We start from the raw sequence: 16,321 nt of genomic DNA, 5'->3' as shown, positions 1-16,321 counted from the left end.
GGCTTGCCCGGTCCGCTTGATTTACGCTGGTTTCTGACGCGGCCAGAAACTGTACAGGAGTAAGGCGACGGCGAAGGTAACGGGCGCGGAAAAGGATTGCGCCGCTTCGCCGCTATGCATCAGCGCGATGCCGGCGGCCACGCTGCCAAACCAGGCGCTAAGCCCGGAAACATTGAACGTCCGTTCGGTATGCCGCGGGGGCGTCCGCGCGCCGGAAAAAATATGCCCCAGCGCCACGCCGACCCACGCCACGACAAACACGCCCTGATACGCCAACGCTTGCAGTATGTAGGCGAAAATATCCGCCAGCATCAATAGATACACCACCGCGCCGACGATGCACGCCCAGACGATCTTTCGATAACGGATGCGAAATAATCGATCGAAGAATACCTGCATATTTACCGTCGCCAGATAATAATTGGCGGTGTTAATGCGCGTCTGCGTGATCCACACGAACAGCAATCCCCATAATCCCAGCAGATTCAGTATCGCCACCACCACCGCGACCTCGCTCACGCCGCCCTGCTGTTGAAAACTGCTGACCAGATAAATGCCCGCCACGCCGTTAAGCAGAAAGGTAATCAGGTAGAACGGCATGCCGAAGTTAAACCGCGCATGATAATCGCCGTCTTGCCGTTTGCCGAAACGGGCATAATCGAAGGTATACATCATCAGGATCCACACCCCCATATAGTAGGTGAAGCAGTTCCACCACCCGTAGGCCGGCGGAGATTCGGGACCGAAATTCAGCCATTGCGGCTGATAGCCATAGTGGTTGACGGCGACCAATACGGTGATCAGCAGGCCGATTAGATAGAAGGGCAGCAAAATGCCGTTAAATTTATCCAGCCAGTGCTGTACGCTGCCGAAAATCAGCGGCACGCTGTATAACACTACGATTAGCGCCGCCCAGTAGTAGGCCAGCTGCGGGAAGAGATGATTGATGGCGTAGGCGATCACCGCCCCTTCAAACACCGCGTAGTAGATGGCGGTCGAAAAGAAAATCAGCGTAGCGAGCGCGGAGCCGAGGTGTCCGAATAGCTGATTGGAGAAGAGCGCGACCGATAAACCGCTGCGGACGGCAAAACGGCTAATCGCCGCGTTTACCAGGCCATAGCTGATGACCGACAGCGCCATGCCGATAATGGCGTTCTTGGCGCCATAGCTCTGCGCCAGCGATGCCCCGACCACGATATAAAATAGGGCGCTGCATACGGCCCACCAGGCCATCGTCAGGGAGAGTTTCCCCATGCGCTCCGCGTCGGTGACCGTTTCGGCGGATGTGACGTTATGCGCGTCTTCAATTTGCGATAAATCAGCCATTGCATACCTCCAGAAACCGGGCCGCGCCTTGCCGAACGGCGGTGCGCGCCCGATTGAGAACGTCGCCATCGGCATTGGAGCGGTCAGGCCCGCCGTATCGACGCATGCCAAAACCAATGGGAGAGACGTTCGGTGCGTGTAGATTCAGTTCGCCAGGAAATGTTCAAGGCGATCCAGGCGCCGGCGATATTGCCGCCGCGCTTCCATTGCTTCTTTTAGCGAGATCGGAATAAAACGTACGCGATTATTGGGCTGCAGCTGTCCGATGATATCCAGGTCGGCGCTGATGACCGTACCCAGCGTCATATAACCGCCGCCGGAAACCGCATCGCGCAACAGGACTATCGGCTCCAGTCCGCCGGGCACCTGTATCGAACCGATGGGATAGCAGGCATCGACGATATTGGAGGGGTCGGAGCCGGCGCCAAACGGCGGCGTGCGGGGACGGAAGGCCAGCGGAGCGCCGCCTTTCAGCCGATAGCCGATGCGGTCCGCCTCGGTCGATACCGACCAGCTATCGGCGAAAAAACGCGCCTCCGCCTCCGGGGTGAGGCGATGGATATACAGCCCGGGCACCATACGTAGCGCGATATCCTTGCCGAACGTCGGCAGATAATCTTCAGGCACGCTGGCCCCCGGTTGGTTTTTTTTCCCCGGCGCGCCGACGGGAAGCGCATCGTTCGCCGCCAGGCGGCGCCCCAGGTGCCCGCCCAACGCGCCCAGCGTGTAAGTCGAGCGGCTCCCCAGCGCGGCGGGAACGTCGATGCCGCCGGCGACGGCCAGATAGCTGCGGCAGCCCGCCGCGGCGTAGCCAACGCGCAGAACCTGCCCGGCCTTGACGCTAAAGACGGTATGCATGGGCACCTCCACACCGTCCAACTGCGGTTTCATCTGCGCCCCGCAGAGGGCGGCCAGCCCCGCGTCGGTAAACTCCAGTTCCGGCCCCAGCAGCGTGATTTCTAGCGCGGCGGCGGATGCCGGGTTGCCTACCAGCAGGTTCGCCATGCGCAGGGAGTATTGATCCAGCGCGCCGGAGGGCGGGATACCGAGATGGTAATAGCCTTCGCGCCCCGTATCCTGTACGGAGGTCGCCAGTCCGGGTTTGAGGACGTTAATCTGCATACAGCACCTCCTGAAGGTAGCGCTTATAGTCAAGGGGATCGGCGACGAATTTATCCAGCTCAAAGGTGACGGGGCGGATACGCAGGTCAAAGGTTCCGGCTTCGACCGCCTGTCTATCCCGCTCATAGCGCTGCGGGTCGATAGGCTTGAACTGCACGATGTCCCCGGCGCGGAAAAACACCAGCGATTCGCGCAAATAGTCCAGACTCTGCCGCGGGTCATAAATGGGGGCGGGGGTCACGCCGAACAGCTGGTAACCGCCGGCGCCGCGCACCGAGTAAATACAGCCGAAACAGCCGCCGTGTCCCAGCGACAGGCGCGGCGTATCGGTGCGCGGGCGCAGATATTTGGGCACCTGAATCTGTTTTTCCTGTTCGACCATCTGGAACATAAACGGCAGGCCGGCGACAAACCCGACCATCGACACAAACCAGGGCGTGCCGCTGTGGGCCTCGATAAAGGCGTCGATATCCTGATAACCATTGATGCTGGCGGCGTACTCCAGATCGGTCATACCCGGCTCCTGATGACGATCGCGAAAGCGCATCAGCGTTTCGCGCGTCCACGGGTCGTTGTATAGCACCGGAATTTCGATGATGCGCGTCTCAAGCCTGCTTACCGTCTGCGCCTGGTTTTCCGCCTTTTGGACCGTTTCCAGCAGATCCCCCGGCGCAACCACATCCGGGTTAAAGCGAATCTGAAAAGAGGCGTTCGCCAGGCAGATATCCAGGATGCCGGGGATCGCCCGCTGTTCGACGGCGCGGGTGATCGCCAGGCCGCGAAAGAACGCGGACAGCGACATCGATTCGTCAATTTCAGCGAAAAGATGCTCGTCGCCGCCGAAGCTATAACGGATTGCGCTGTTTTCCATGTCAGGCCTCCCGGAAAATCGGCGTCTTGGTTTGTGCGCGCGCTTGCAGCCACGCTTCCAGCGCGTGGGTATCAAACTGCCCGGCGCGCACCCTGGGGTCGGCGATCAGCCACTGATGAAGCGATTGCGTGGTGGTTACCCCCGTCAGGCGCAATTGCCGCAGCGCCAGCTCCGCACGCGCCAGCATTTGCTGACGATCGCCGCCGTGCGCCACCAGTTTTGCCAACAGAGAATCGTAATAGGGCGGGATACGGTAACCGCTGAAGAGATGGCTATCGATGCGGATGCCGTCTCCCTGCGGCCACAGCAGCTTTTCCACCACGCCGGGGCAGGGGAAAAAGTTGCGCTCCGGATCTTCGGCATTGATGCGCATTTCGCAGGCGTTGCCGCTAAGCGCGATATCTTGCTGACGCAGGCTGAGTTTTTCTCCCTGCGCGATACGCAGCATCCATTGCACCAGATCGACGCCCGTGACCATCTCCGTCACCGGGTGCTCCACCTGGATGCGGGTATTCATTTCAATAAAATAGTATTCGCCGCTCTCTTCATCGAACAGGTATTCCAGGGTTCCCGCCCCGCGGTAATTCAGCCGTTGCGCCAGCTGCAGGGCGCTGTGGCAAATGGCCTCGCGCTGAGCGGGAGAGAGCGCCGGCGAGGGGGCCTCCTCAAATATCTTCTGTCGCCGCCGTTGCAGCGAACACTCGCGCTCATAGAGATGGATGACCCGCTCGCCGTCGCCGAGTATTTGCACCTCAATATGCCGGGCATGCGGAATAAAACGTTCCAGATAGACATCGCCGCAGCCGAAGGCGGCCTTGGATTCGCTCTGCGCGATGGGAAGATCGCGAACCAGTTCCATCGCGTCGGCGACAACGCGGATACCGCGTCCGCCGCCGCCGGCCGCCGCTTTAATCAGCAGCGGATAACCCACCTCTTCGGCGCAGCGCAGCGCCTCATCAATGTTACCCAGCGCGGCGGTGGATCCGGGCACCACGGCAACCCCGGCCGCTTGAGCGGTGCGCCGGGCGACGGCTTTATCTCCCATCATGCGGATGGTCTGCGGCGTCGGGCCGATAAAGCGCAGTCCGGCTTGTTCCACCGCTTGAGCGAAGTCGGCATTTTCCGCCAGGAAGCCATACCCCGGATGAATGGCGTCGGCGCCGCAGAGGCGGGCGCCCCGGAGCAGCGCATCCGCGTTCAAATAGCTTTTGTCGGCGCGCGCCGGCCCAAGAATATAGACCTCGTCGGCCAGGCGGGCGGGCAGAGAGTCGGCATCCGCGTCGCTGCATGCCGCCACGGTTGGGATCCCCAGGCTTTTAGCCGCGTGGATAATTCTTACCGCTATTTCGCCACGGTTGGCGATAAGTAGTTTTTTTATCGGCGTTTCCATCTCTACCTCCTGCATCGCTGCCGTTATATATTGGTTTTTATGATGGCTATTACCTGCCCGGGTTCGACAGCATCGCCGTTGTTGATATTAAAAGAAATTAATTGTCCGGCCTGTTCGGCGTAAACTTCGCTGAATTGTTTCATGACTTCAATTAAACCAATGACCGTATTTTCATTAACAATATCTTTTTCCTCAATAAAGACGGCCGCGTCCGGCGCGGGGCGGCGGTAAAAAATACCGGGTAAAGGAGAACATACCTCATACTCTTTCATTGCAGTATTTCCTTAATTTTTTACTCTGTTGGATAAGAAACTATTCTGGCTGGCGATTTAACATGAATATCCGCGCTATTAAGCTGTTCGCGTATGGATTTTATTAATGCCAGCGCCCCCGGCGTATCGCTATGAATACAAACTGAATCGAATACGACAGGAATGTCCTCGCCTTCAACGGTGCGGACTTTCCCTTCCCGACAGGCGCGTAATACTTTCTGCGCCACCCGATCCGGATCGAGCGGCCCCACCCGGCGGGTAAACACAATCGACCCGCTGCGGTCATAATCCCTGTCGGCATAAAATTCACAAATAACAGGATGTTGACTCTTTTTTGCCGCATGCCACACCGCCGAATCATGCAGGCAGAACAGCAGTAAATCGGGCGCCAGCCTATGTAGCGTATCCACAAACAACTGCGCGGCGCTTGGATCGCGCGCCAGATGCATGTACAGCGCGCCGTGCGGTTTTATATGTTGTAACGGCGACTTATAAAGCGTGGCGAATTCACGCAACGCGCCTAATTGATAGATAATGTCATTGGTGACTTCTTGCGGATGAATATTAATATGGCGTCGTCCGAACCCCACTAAATCGCGAAAGCCCGGATGCGCGCCGATGGCCACACCATAATATTTCGCCAATTCAATTGTCTGGCTTATGGTATTGGGATCGCCGGCGTGAAATCCGGCGGCAATATTGGCGGAACTTATATAAGGCATAATCTCTTTGTCAACGTTGTCGCCTATGGACCACGGACCGAAATTTTCACCCATATCGGAATTCAGATCGATTTCATATTTCATAATTATTTCTTATTTGTGATGGTTTTGTTTAAAAATAATATAGAGTGAATTTTTTCCAATCGGAAAGACGTATTTTCAGATGGCTGAATATCTGAAAAACAGAACGCATCGACAATAAGAGAATCATATGATTACACTTCGCCAAATTCGCTATTTCGTCGCGACCGCTGAGATAGGGCAAATATCTCAGGCCGCCATTCATTTAAATATTTCCCAGTCGGCGGTGACCACGGCGATTCAGGAGCTGGAAAGTCTGTTGGGGAAACAGCTGTTTCTACGTTCGGTTCACGGGATGACGCTGACCGAAAACGGCAGCTACTTTCTCAATCACGCCTATTCCATTTTGCGCAGCGTCGATGACGCTATGATGGTGCCGCTCACGGACAATCGCACCCAGGGAACGCTGAATGTGGCGGCCAGCTATACGGTGATGGGCTACTTCTTGCCGTTTCATCTGCAACGTCTGTCCTACGGCTTTCCGCATATCGTTATCAACCTGAATGAACGGGAGCGCAGCGACATTGAGCAGGGGCTGATCAATCGCTCTTTTGATATCTCGCTGGTGTTGACCGCCAATCTCACGCACCCGGAAATCACCGCGGAAAAGTTGTTCAACTCCGAGCGGCGCTTATGGCTGCCTAGCCGCCATCCGCTGTGCGATAAGCCGGAAGTGAGTCTGGCCGATGTCGCCAAGGAGCCGTTCATCATGCTAACGGTCGACGAAGCGGATCACAGCGCCATGCGCTATTGGGATCTGAGCGGGTATCGCCCGCGCATTATGCTGCGCACCAGCTCGGTGGAGGCGGTGCGCAGCATGGTGGCCAACGGGCTGGGGGTGGCGATTTTGTCCGATCTGGTTTACCGGCCGTGGTCGCTGGAAGGGCGACGCATCGAAACCCGATCGTTGAAAGATACCGTTCATCCGATGAGCGTCGGGCTGGCCTGGCATCGCGACGCCAGGTTTACCCCGGCGATGCAGGCGATTCGCACATACTTCCGTAACGCCTTTCTGACGCCGCAGCTTAATTTTTCACGGCGCTGACGCCGTTTTTCATAACGGCGCAGCGCAAAATAAGGTGTTGTTCCGGTCGCGTCGCGTATGTCATAAAACCGTAACCTTTCCCGGTTAAAAACGAGTCTCGTTCAATAATTGATAGCTTGAATAAATCAATACACTCCGGGGAAAGGCACAAATGAATGAGTTACAGGCGCAGCTGCGCCGTTTCAGACTATCAGCGCCGGGCGCTTTGTTGGCCGCCGTCATGGCGACCGCCGCTTACGCCGCCGTCGCTAACGGCGCCTCGGCGGCGCCGGCTGCTCCCATTACGCTGGAGAAGATCGGCGGCTACGGCGCCGGCGTCTTTGGCAAAAGCGCGGCGGAAATCGTCAATTACGACGCCGGCTCCAAACGCGCTTTCGTGGTCAACGCGCTGGCCGGCGCGCTGGACGTGCTCGATCTGTCCGATCCGGCCCATCCCAAACGGGTGCAAACGCTGAAAACCGAAGATATCCTGCCGGGCTCCGCGGTCAACAGCGTGGCCGTGCGCAACGGGCTGGTGGCGCTGGCCGTCGAAGCCTCCGACAAAACCGAACCGGGGCGCGTGGCGCTATACAACGCGGCCGATCTGCGTTTAATCAGCCATGTGCAGGTCGGCGCGCTGCCGGATAACCTGGTGTTCACGCCGGACGGCAAAACGCTGCTGGTCGCCAACGAAGGCGAGCCGAACGCGGATTACAGCAAAGATCCCGAAGGTTCGATCACCATTATCAGCGTCGCCGATCCCGCCAGGCCGGAGGCGCGCACCGCCGCTTTCGGCGCCTTCAACGGCCGCGCCGACGCATTGCGCGGCAAAGGCGTGCGGCTCTACGGCCCTCATGCCAGCGTGGCGCAGGATCTGGAGCCGGAATATATCGCGACGTCCGGCGACGGCAAGACCGCCTGGGCGACGCTGCAGGAAAACAACGCGCTGGCGAAAATCGATGTGGTTAACGCCCGCGTCATAGATATTGTGCCGTTGGGATTCAAGGATTATGGCAAGGCCGGCAATGAGATCGACGTTTCCGACGGCGACGGAGACGCCAAACTGGTCGGCGTTGATATCCGCGCCTGGCCCGGCGTGCGCGGCCTGTATCTGCCGGATAGCATCGCGGCCTATACCGCTCCGGCGGACGGCAAAATCTATCTGGTGACCGCTAACGAAGGCGACGCGCGCGCCTGGGGCGAAGATAACGATGCCTACTGGGCGGGCGACGCCGGCAAAGGGTTCGTGGAAGAGTTTCGCGTCAAGCATCTGGTGCACCAAAAAGGCTTCGATCGTCGCGTGGGCGACGATCTGCCGCCGCAGCTGCGGCGGCTGGCCGCCGGCGCGTTGCTCAATCCGCAGGTGTTCAGCTATTGCGGCGCCAAAGCGGGAGACGCCGGCGACTGCCGCGCCGATGATAAACTGGGGCGGCTTAAAATCACCTGGACGGAAGGCTATCGCCGGGATGCCCAGGGTAAACCTGTGCTGTTCAACGCCCGCGGGGAACAGGATCCGCAAGGGGATCGCCTGATGTATGACGCGCTGTACGCCTACGGCGGACGCTCGGTGTCGATCCGCGACGCCGCCGGCGCGCTGGTCTGGGACTCGGGCGCCGACTTCGAGAAATTCTTCGCCAATCAGATCAAAACGCGCAGCGGCAAGGCGTGTGTCCTCAGTTCCGGCGGCAATAGCGTGCCGTGCAAGACATTTTTTAACGCGAATCATGAGACGGGCGACAGCCTGGACAACCGCAGCGATGATAAAGGGCCGGAGCCGGAAGGGTTGGCGCTCGGCAGCATCGATGGAAAAACCTATGCTTTCATCGGCTTGGAGCGTTTCGGCGGCGTGCTGGTTTACGATGTGACCCATCCTCGGTCGCCGGTGCTTGAGGACTATATTAATACCCGCGCCGACTGGACGACGAAAAAGCTGAAAGCGCTGGACTGGAAGACGCAGGGCGCGGCGGTGGGCGATCTGGGGCCGGAAGGTTTGGCGTTCATACCGGCCGAACAGTCGCCGAATGGAGAGCCGCTGCTGCTGGTGGGGTATGAGGTGAGCGGCACGACGGCCGTGTACCGGCTGAAGCCGGGTAAGTGATCCGGTCCGATGCTTTGCCGTAAGTAGCAATATGTAGATTACCGACCTGGCGGGCGGGCCGACTTCCGGCCTCCCGCTTTTCCAGCGTCGCCGATTGCCTTTTCGCCATGCCGAGCGCATTTATCTCCGCCGGCGCACGCCGCGCTTTTTCCGCCGACCGTTCACCGCACGATTCTAACCGCTTAGCACGCTATTTTACCGGATAGCGAAATAGCGATAGTTCCCCCCCGGACGCTGACGTAATCTCCCGCCATCAGCGGTGTTTCGGTAGAACATGATGACGATTCCACTTTCACTTCTCTGTAATTCTGATCTGAGTCCGGCGGTTTTACCGGCGCGCAGGGGCGGAGTGTCCCGGTTCTCCCTGCTGCTGTATCTGTATCCACACGATTCCTTTTATCTGAGACCTACACGGGATAACGCAAGTTATCGCGTTGATTTTATTTAATAAATATCAAAATCAAATCATTACGACTTTTATGAAGGATGTCTTATGAAGAGCGGTACCATTCTTAAACACATCCCCTGGATAATCTTAGGGATTATCGGGGCAGCCTGCCTGGGCGTGGTGGCACTACGCCGTGGTGAGCATGTCAGCGCCTTATGGATTATTGTCGCCTCCGTCGCGGTATATCTGGTGGCTTATCGGTACTACAGCCTCTATATCGCCCAGAAAGTGATGCGGCTGGATCCCTCGCGGGCGACGCCGGCGGTGGTGAACAACGATGGCCTGAACTATGTTCCGACCAATCGCAACGTGCTGTTCGGCCACCATTTCGCCGCCATCGCCGGCGCCGGTCCGCTGGTCGGGCCGGTGCTGGCCGCGCAGGTCGGTTATTTGCCCGGCACGCTGTGGCTGCTGGCCGGAGTGGTGCTGGCCGGCGCGGTGCAGGATTTCATGGTGCTGTTTCTCTCCACGCGGCGTAACGGCGCCTCGCTGGGCGAAATCGTCAAGAAAGAGCTGGGGGCGGTGCCGGGAACGATCGCGCTGTTCGGCTGCTTCCTGATTATGATCATCATCCTGGCGGTGCTGGCGCTGATTGTGGTAAAAGCGCTGGCGGAAAGCCCGTGGGGCGTCTTTACCGTTTGCTCGACGGTGCCGATTGCGCTGTTTATGGGGATTTACATGCGCTTTATTCGCCCCGGACGCGTGGGCGAAGTGTCGGTGATCGGCATCGTGCTGCTGGTGCTGGCGATCTGGTTCGGCGGCGTTATCGCGCACGACCCGTACTGGGGGCCGGCGTTAACCTTTAAAGATACCACCATCACCTTCACGCTGATTGGCTACGCGTTTGTCTCCGCGCTGCTGCCGGTGTGGCTGATTCTGGCGCCGCGCGACTATCTGGCGACCTTCCTGAAAATCGGGGTGATCGTCGGCCTGGCCATCGGTATTCTGATTCTGAATCCGGATCTGAAAATGCCGGCGGTCACGCAGTTTGTCGACGGCACCGGCCCGGTCTGGAAGGGCACGCTGTTCCCATTCCTGTTTATTACCATCGCCTGCGGCGCGGTATCCGGCTTTCATGCCTTGATCGCTTCCGGGACGACGCCGAAACTGTTGGCTAACGAAAACGACGCCCGTTTCATCGGCTACGGCGCCATGCTGATGGAGTCCTTCGTCGCCGTCATGGCGCTGGTGGCTGCCTCGATTATTGAGCCCGGTCTCTATTTCGCGATGAACACCCCGCCGGCGGCGTTGGGTATCACCATGCCTAACCTGCATCAGTTGGGGACGGCCGATGCGCCGGCGATTATGGCGCAGCTGCAGGAGGTTTCGGCGCACGCCGCGGCGACCGTCAGCTCTTGGGGATTCGTTATCTCTCCCGATCAGATCCTGCAAACGGCGAAAGATATCGGCGAACCTTCCGTGCTCAACCGCGCCGGCGGCGCGCCGACGCTGGCGGTGGGGATTGCCCACGTGTTCCATCAGATCATTCCGGGCGCCGACATGGGCTTCTGGTATCACTTCGGTATTCTGTTCGAAGCGCTGTTTATTCTGACCGCGCTGGATGCGGGGACGCGCTCCGGCCGCTTTATGCTGCAGGATCTGCTGGGCAACTTCGTGCCCTTCCTGAAGAAAACCGATTCGCTGGTGGCCGGGGTTATCGGCACCGCCGGCTGCGTGGGGCTGTGGGGATATCTGCTGTATCAGGGCGTGGTGGATCCGCTGGGCGGCGTGAAGAGCCTGTGGCCGCTGTTCGGCATCTCCAACCAGATGCTGGCTGCCGTGGCGCTGGTGCTGGGCACGGTGGTGCTTATCAAGATGAAGCGCACGCAATACATCTGGGTTACGCTGGTGCCGGCGGTCTGGCTGCTGATTTGTACCACCTGGGCGCTGGGTCTGAAGCTATTCAGCGACAACCCGCAGCTTGAAGGCTTCTTCTATATGGCGAATATGTTCAAGAGCAAAATTGCGGAAGGCGGCGCGGACCTGAGCGCGCAGCAGATCGCCAACATGAACCATATCGTCATCAATAACTACACCAACGCCGGGCTGAGCATTCTGTTCCTGATCGTGGTGTACAGCATCATCGCCTACGGTGTTAAAACGGCGCTGGACGCACGTAAAGATCCCGAGTGTACGGATAACGAAACGCCTTACGTTCCGGTACCGGAAGGCGGCGTGAAGTTATCATCCGGCCATTAACCGGGGATATCTCATCGACCCCGTATAATGTATAACATTATACGGGGTTGTTTTTATGGCGGTTCGGGCGGAAATGGCGATTGTCGTCGAGCGGGCTTTTTCGACGGGAGGTGATTATGTTTGGCAATCTGGGACAGGCGGGTAAGTATTTGGGCCAGGCGGCGCGTATGCTGGTCGGCATTCCTGATTATGAAACCTACGTGCAGCATATGCAGACCAATCATCCTGATAAGCCTGTTATGACGTATAAAGAATTTTTCCGCGAGCGCCAGCAGGCGCGTTACGGCGGCGATGGCAAAGGCGGAATGCGCTGCTGTTAGTCAATTGGAGCAGTTATGACTCAACCACTCTCTGTCACTATTCTGACCGGCTTTCTGGGGGCGGGTAAAACCACCTTGCTGCGGCATATGCTCAATGCCGATCACGGCTATAAGATCGCCGTGATTGAAAACGAGTTCGGCGAAGTGCCTATCGATAATGCCTTGATCGGCGAACGGGCAAGCAAAATCACCACCCTGAGCAACGGCTGTATCTGCTGTAGCCAGGCGAACGCGCTGGCCGACGCGCTGTTGGATTTACTCGACGGTATCGACGACGGCACCTTGGATTTCGACCATGTGGTGATTGAGTGCACCGGCATGGCCGATCCCGGCCCGGTGGCGCAAACCTTCTTTTCTCATGAGGTTATTTGCGAGCGTTTCCTGCTGGACGGCATCATTACGCTGGTGGATGCGGCGCACGCGCAACAGCAATTGGATCAGTTTACGATTGCGCAGGCGCAGATCGGCTATGCCGATCGCATTTTGCTGACGAAAACCGATATCGCGGGCGAAGACCAGGCGCTGATCCAGCGCCTTCAGCGCATTAACGCCAGAGCGCCGATTTACTCCGTGGTGAACGGGAATATTGATTTAAGCCTTCTGTTCAATATCGAAGGCTTTATTCTCAACGATAAACTGGCGGTGAATACGCCGACCTTCCGTTTTATCGCCCCTGCGCAAAACAATATCCAGTCTATCGTCGTGCAGTTCGATACCCCGGTCGAACTCGCCGCGGTGTCTGATTTGATGGAGGGCTTTCTGGTGAACCACGCCGATAGCCTTTTGCGTTATAAAGGCATCCTGGCGATTAACGGCGACGCGCGCCGTCTGTTGTTTCAGGGCGTGCAGCGTCTGTACAGCGCCGACTGGGATAGGGAATGGCGGGATGACGAAGAGAGACGCAGCGTATTGGTTTTCATCGGCCGGGATTTGCCCGAACAGGAGATCCGCGACGGTTTCGCCCGTCTTACGGCGTAACGGTCGGCGCATTGCTTAGGGCGATGTGTTGGGCGGTTTCCCCGCGGGAATGCCATCCCAGCCCAATGCCCGCCCGAGCGGGCATTGGGCGCGGTTTAACCTTCGTGCTTGGCGACGTCGGCAAACGTCGCCTGCAGCAGACTGGCCAGATCGCCGGCGGCCAGCTCGACATCCAGCCCGCGTTTACCGCCGGAAATAAAAATGGTGCCGAACTGCTGCGCCGTCGCGTCAATCACCGTCGGCAGACGTTTTTTTTGCCCCAGCGGGCTGATCCCGCCGACCAGATAGCCGGTTACCCGCTGCGCGATGGCGGGGTCGGCCATATCGGCTTTTTTGGCCGACAGGGCGCGGGCCACCTTCTTTAAATCCAGCATGCCGGCGACCGGCGTAACCGCCACGGCGAGATTTTTGGCGTCGCCGTTCAGCGAGACCAGCAGCGTCTTGTAAACCTGCTCTTTGTCCAGCCCCAGCTTTTTGGCCGCTTCCTCGCCGAAGTTCGTCTCGTCGCTGTCGTGCTGGTAGCTGTGTAAAGTAAATGCGATCTTGTTTTTCTCAAGCAGTTTAATTGCGGGTGTCATAATTCAACTATCCTTACGGGCGATATCCTGTTTGTCGCTCAATTAGCCTGTAATAACGTGGGGAGATTGTCATCACCATATAAATGTAGCGCGCCGACTGCAACCACATAGTCGCCTGGCGGCAGAGCGCGGAGCTTTTGTTGCCAAAGGCGGTTGCGTTGATTCATCAGCAGCTCGGTCATCTCATTGCCGAACGCGGCGGGCAGCGGGGCGGTGATTTTGCCCGGCTTGCTGTCCAGCCACCAGCCGACCATGGTTTGCAATAACCGGGCGTTGGTATGCCATTGCCTTATCGTATCTTGCAATAGCGATAAACCGCCTTGCGGCAGTTGATGCAACAAATCGATCTGCGTTTGTTGCCCTTCAAGCTCAATAATCGTTACCCCCTGCGCCTTTGCGGCGTTAATCAGCTGATAGTCGATGCCGTAATCCGGGCTCAGCCCCAACTGCTGCGCCTGACGGGCCTGCAACATCAGCGCCGCCTGCCAGGCGGGAACGCGGTCGATGTAACTCTCGCTGAAAGCGAGTTTTTCGCAGATTTGCCGCAGCTGGCGATAATCTTGCGGGCTGAGCCGCTCCGCAAGCGGCGGCTCGGCCTCGGTATGCTGGAACGGGGAGCCGGCGTCGGAGATATCGGCTTCGACAACCAGCGCGCTGGCGTTATGCAGCTGTTGCAGCAGCGCATCGGGCAGGGGGGCCATCCCCATGCTGCCCATATGAATACTGCCGACCAGATGAAACCGGCGCTCATCCTCAAGGTGGACGTCCACCGCGGGGTAGGCGTAGGCCAGCGGTGAAATAAGACCAAGAAAAGTCGCGATTCTGCGCAGCAGATGCCCCATAAATTCCGTCTCCTGATTTCTACCCATCTATGCTAAACGCATCAGGAGACAAGTTGAACGGGTAATCGGCTGAAAATGCGGAGGCCGGAGAACATGAATATTCGCGGCCGGTGGAAAACCGGCCGATTACTAAAAAATAACGGAACAGCGGTATACCAGATGGTAGTTGACGCGATGAAACCGCTTGGCATCGGGACGCCGATCCAGCCGATTCAATAGCAGCGTGGCGGCCGCACGGCCAATCTCGTCTCCGGGGGTATGAATTGTGCTTAATCCGGGCGGGATCTGCGGGGCAATATCATAATCGCCGTATCCCATGACGGAAAGGCGTCTTGGAACAGATAAGCCGAGGCGCTGACATTCGAATAGCGCGCCGACGGCAAGTATATCGGTCATGCAGAAAATGCCGTCCAGATCCGGCGACTGTGCGATCAGGCTGCGCAATCCGGCGGCGCCCGCGCCGTAGTCATTCTGCTCCGGCACCAACGCAACCAAACTGTCGTCCCATCCGGCCTGCTTCATTGCCGTGCGGAATCCGCGCAATCGTTCACGTAGCCGCCGATGTTGCAGGAGGTTAAGGCCAATCATGCCGATTCGCTTGCGGCCTGCCTCAATCAGGTGTTCCGTCGCCATAACGGCGGCATCATGTTCTGAAAAACCCACGCCCATATCGGTCATATCATCATGAAGATCCCAGGTTTCCACCATCGGCATACCCGATTTTACAATCAGTTCGCGCGCATTCGGATCTTGTAGTTCGCCCGCGATGACGATGCCGTCAACACGCCGGCCGACTAAAGCGCGTAGCGTTTCCGGTTCCCGTTCCGGGCTCTCAACCAGAGAAATGATCAAATGGTAGCCGGCAGCGGACAGCGTCTGTTCGAGCGTAATGATCATATCGGCGAAGCTTGAATAACGAACCGATGGCGTAACCACCGCAACCACTTTGCTCTGTCCTGATACGAAATTACCCGCCATGGTATTTGGGACATAGCCCATTGCCGCAGCCGTTTCGAGAACTTTCTGGCGGGTATTTTTCTTTACCAGATCCGGATTGCGGAAACTGTTAGAGACGGTCATCGGCGATACGCCGGCCGCTTTGGCGATATCTGCCATTCGGATCGATGCCAGGGGTCTGGCCATTATTTTTTTCAATCGTTTCTCTCCATGTTCTTGCGAAAAATCGCCGCTTGCACGGGTCTCGGTCCGCCATGCACGCAAGAGTATCAAAAAATTTTGTAGCGCTACAATAAATCAGTTGCACATTCAATTTATAGCGTTATAGTTACAAAACATATGTAGCGCTACAATTATTATATGTAGCGGTACAATGTTACTACTTCTGTCTTAAAAAGGACATATCATGACATTCTCAGTTCTGGCTCGAGATCCCGAAACCGGCATGTTCGGTATGGCGTTGGGGTCGTCCGGTGTCGCCGCCGGGAACCGTTGCTCTTGGGTGCGGGCAGGTGTAGGCGGTATCGCTACTCAGCACCGAACCGACACTCGGGCGGGTCCGCTGGGCCTCGATCTGCTTGCGAAGGGGTGTTCGGCGGCGGAAACGGTCCGCATTTTGGCCGAAAGTAATGATTTCCCCGGCGAACGCCAGTTTGCCGCGGTAGACCGTCTTGGCAGGGTGGCGTTTTATAGCGGTCCCGAAATCAACAATATCAATGGCGGTTATGTTGGTAACCAGTGCGTGTCGACGGGTAATTTCATATCCAATCCCGGCGTGCCCCAGGCAATTATCGAAGCCTATGAGGCCGCAACCGATCTCTGCTTTGCCGAACGTCTTTTGGCCGCCGTTGATGCCGGGCTCGCCGCCGGCGGCGAAACCAAGACCATTGGCGCGGCGGCGCTGGTGATTGCCGATCGGGAAGCCTGGCCGCTGGTTGATTTGCGGGTTGACTGGCAGGACAAACCGCTAACCGAACTCAGACGTCTGTGGGACTTTTATAAGCCTTATCAGCAGGTCTTTGTGGATCAGGTGATACACCCCGAAACGATGCTCAAACCGGTCGACGCGCCGATGAATATCTAAATTTCGGCC

Annotated in this window: 15 protein-coding genes; 6 read left to right on the top strand and 9 right to left on the bottom strand. The window is 57.8% G+C overall.

Annotation, left to right across the window (positions count from 1 at the left end):
- Positions 1-21: 21 nt before the first annotated feature.
- The 6 genes from VSX58_RS06685 to VSX58_RS06660 all read right to left on the bottom strand — a co-directional run bounded on the left by VSX58_RS06685 (position 22) and on the right by VSX58_RS06660 (position 5,787).
- Positions 22-1,326, bottom strand: coding sequence for a purine-cytosine permease family protein (locus tag VSX58_RS06685; protein WP_327617412.1), 1,305 nt, complete (start codon positions 1,324-1,326; stop codon positions 22-24).
- A gap of 144 nt (positions 1,327-1,470) precedes the next feature.
- The gene (locus VSX58_RS06680; RefSeq protein WP_327617411.1) at positions 1,471-2,448 is read right to left on the bottom strand and encodes a 5-oxoprolinase subunit C family protein; all 978 of its coding nucleotides are present in this window, start codon (positions 2,446-2,448) and stop codon (positions 1,471-1,473) included.
- Positions 2,438-3,319, bottom strand: coding sequence for a 5-oxoprolinase subunit B family protein (locus VSX58_RS06675; RefSeq protein WP_327617410.1), 882 nt, complete (start codon positions 3,317-3,319; stop codon positions 2,438-2,440). Before VSX58_RS06675 ends, VSX58_RS06680 begins: the two co-directional genes overlap by 11 nt.
- A gap of 1 nt (position 3,320) precedes the next feature.
- Positions 3,321-4,709 (bottom strand): acetyl-CoA carboxylase biotin carboxylase subunit, encoded by a 1,389-nt coding sequence (locus VSX58_RS06670; RefSeq protein WP_327617409.1) that lies wholly within the window; start codon positions 4,707-4,709, stop codon positions 3,321-3,323.
- A gap of 23 nt (positions 4,710-4,732) precedes the next feature.
- Positions 4,733-4,981 (bottom strand): acetyl-CoA carboxylase, encoded by a 249-nt coding sequence (locus VSX58_RS06665; RefSeq protein ID WP_327617408.1) that lies wholly within the window; start codon positions 4,979-4,981, stop codon positions 4,733-4,735.
- Positions 4,982-5,001: 20 nt separating this feature from the next.
- Positions 5,002-5,787, bottom strand: a complete 786-nt coding sequence (locus VSX58_RS06660) for a 5-oxoprolinase subunit PxpA (protein WP_327617407.1) — start codon at positions 5,785-5,787, stop codon at positions 5,002-5,004.
- A gap of 127 nt (positions 5,788-5,914) precedes the next feature.
- Here VSX58_RS06660 and VSX58_RS06655 point away from each other — a divergent pair, with 127 nt between their 5' ends.
- From VSX58_RS06655 to yjiA, 5 genes are all read left to right on the top strand, one after another.
- Positions 5,915-6,829 (top strand): LysR family transcriptional regulator, encoded by a 915-nt coding sequence (locus tag VSX58_RS06655; RefSeq protein ID WP_327612764.1) that lies wholly within the window; start codon positions 5,915-5,917, stop codon positions 6,827-6,829.
- A 151-nt stretch (positions 6,830-6,980) separates the two neighbouring features.
- Positions 6,981-8,906, top strand: coding sequence for a choice-of-anchor I family protein (locus VSX58_RS06650; protein WP_327617406.1), 1,926 nt, complete (start codon positions 6,981-6,983; stop codon positions 8,904-8,906).
- A gap of 493 nt (positions 8,907-9,399) precedes the next feature.
- On the top strand, positions 9,400-11,553 hold the full coding sequence (locus VSX58_RS06645; protein WP_327612766.1) for a carbon starvation CstA family protein: 2,154 nt from the start codon (positions 9,400-9,402) through the stop codon (positions 11,551-11,553).
- Positions 11,554-11,669: 116 nt separating this feature from the next.
- Complete coding sequence (locus VSX58_RS06640; RefSeq protein WP_208227950.1) at positions 11,670-11,873, top strand: YbdD/YjiX family protein; 204 nt, start codon at positions 11,670-11,672, stop codon at positions 11,871-11,873.
- A gap of 15 nt (positions 11,874-11,888) precedes the next feature.
- Entirely contained in the window at positions 11,889-12,851 is a 963-nt protein-coding gene (gene yjiA / locus VSX58_RS06635) for a GTPase (protein ID WP_327617405.1), read from the top strand.
- A gap of 95 nt (positions 12,852-12,946) precedes the next feature.
- Here the strand turns inward: yjiA and ybaK are convergent, their stop codons facing one another.
- From ybaK to VSX58_RS06620, 3 genes are all read right to left on the bottom strand, one after another.
- Positions 12,947-13,429 carry a Cys-tRNA(Pro)/Cys-tRNA(Cys) deacylase YbaK gene (gene ybaK, locus VSX58_RS06630; protein ID WP_327617404.1) on the bottom strand — a complete coding sequence of 161 codons (483 nt, stop codon included), beginning with the start codon at positions 13,427-13,429 and terminating at the stop codon, positions 12,947-12,949.
- Positions 13,430-13,467: 38 nt separating this feature from the next.
- Entirely contained in the window at positions 13,468-14,271 is an 804-nt protein-coding gene (locus VSX58_RS06625; RefSeq protein WP_327617402.1) for a TraB/GumN family protein, read from the bottom strand.
- Positions 14,272-14,400: 129 nt separating this feature from the next.
- Complete coding sequence (locus tag VSX58_RS06620; RefSeq protein WP_327617401.1) at positions 14,401-15,387, bottom strand: LacI family DNA-binding transcriptional regulator; 987 nt, start codon at positions 15,385-15,387, stop codon at positions 14,401-14,403.
- A 247-nt stretch (positions 15,388-15,634) separates the two neighbouring features.
- On the opposite strand from VSX58_RS06620, the gene VSX58_RS06615 reads away from it, so the two are divergent.
- Positions 15,635-16,312, top strand: a complete 678-nt coding sequence (locus VSX58_RS06615; protein ID WP_327617400.1) for a DUF1028 domain-containing protein — start codon at positions 15,635-15,637, stop codon at positions 16,310-16,312.
- The last annotated feature ends 9 nt before the right edge of the window (positions 16,313-16,321 follow it).

It is taken from the genome of Brenneria populi (assembly GCF_036016195.1).
GTDB lineage: Bacteria > Pseudomonadota > Gammaproteobacteria > Enterobacterales > Enterobacteriaceae > Brenneria > Brenneria populi.
Note: the sequence above shows the minus strand (reverse complement) of the source record. Positions and strands in the feature narration are given on the sequence as shown.

Bases quoted from the DNA above. Each gene is read 5' to 3' on its own strand.
- VSX58_RS06685 (WP_327617412.1), bottom strand. From the start codon at position 1,326: ATGGCTGATTTATCGCAAATTGAAGACGCGCATAACGTCACATCCGCC.
- VSX58_RS06680 (WP_327617411.1), bottom strand. From the start codon at position 2,448: ATGCAGATTAACGTCCTCAAACCCGGACTGGCGACCTCCGTACAGGAT.
- VSX58_RS06675 (WP_327617410.1), bottom strand. From the start codon at position 3,319: ATGGAAAACAGCGCAATCCGTTATAGCTTCGGCGGCGACGAGCATCTT.
- VSX58_RS06670 (WP_327617409.1), bottom strand. From the start codon at position 4,709: ATGGAAACGCCGATAAAAAAACTACTTATCGCCAACCGTGGCGAAATA.
- VSX58_RS06665 (WP_327617408.1), bottom strand. From the start codon at position 4,981: ATGAAAGAGTATGAGGTATGTTCTCCTTTACCCGGTATTTTTTACCGC.
- VSX58_RS06660 (WP_327617407.1), bottom strand. From the start codon at position 5,787: ATGAAATATGAAATCGATCTGAATTCCGATATGGGTGAAAATTTCGGT.
- VSX58_RS06655 (WP_327612764.1), top strand. From the start codon at position 5,915: ATGATTACACTTCGCCAAATTCGCTATTTCGTCGCGACCGCTGAGATA.
- VSX58_RS06650 (WP_327617406.1), top strand. From the start codon at position 6,981: ATGAATGAGTTACAGGCGCAGCTGCGCCGTTTCAGACTATCAGCGCCG.
- VSX58_RS06645 (WP_327612766.1), top strand. From the start codon at position 9,400: ATGAAGAGCGGTACCATTCTTAAACACATCCCCTGGATAATCTTAGGG.
- VSX58_RS06640 (WP_208227950.1), top strand. From the start codon at position 11,670: ATGTTTGGCAATCTGGGACAGGCGGGTAAGTATTTGGGCCAGGCGGCG.
- yjiA (WP_327617405.1), top strand. From the start codon at position 11,889: ATGACTCAACCACTCTCTGTCACTATTCTGACCGGCTTTCTGGGGGCG.
- ybaK (WP_327617404.1), bottom strand. From the start codon at position 13,429: ATGACACCCGCAATTAAACTGCTTGAGAAAAACAAGATCGCATTTACT.
- VSX58_RS06625 (WP_327617402.1), bottom strand. From the start codon at position 14,271: ATGGGGCATCTGCTGCGCAGAATCGCGACTTTTCTTGGTCTTATTTCA.
- VSX58_RS06620 (WP_327617401.1), bottom strand. From the start codon at position 15,387: ATGGCAGATATCGCCAAAGCGGCCGGCGTATCGCCGATGACCGTCTCT.
- VSX58_RS06615 (WP_327617400.1), top strand. From the start codon at position 15,635: ATGACATTCTCAGTTCTGGCTCGAGATCCCGAAACCGGCATGTTCGGT.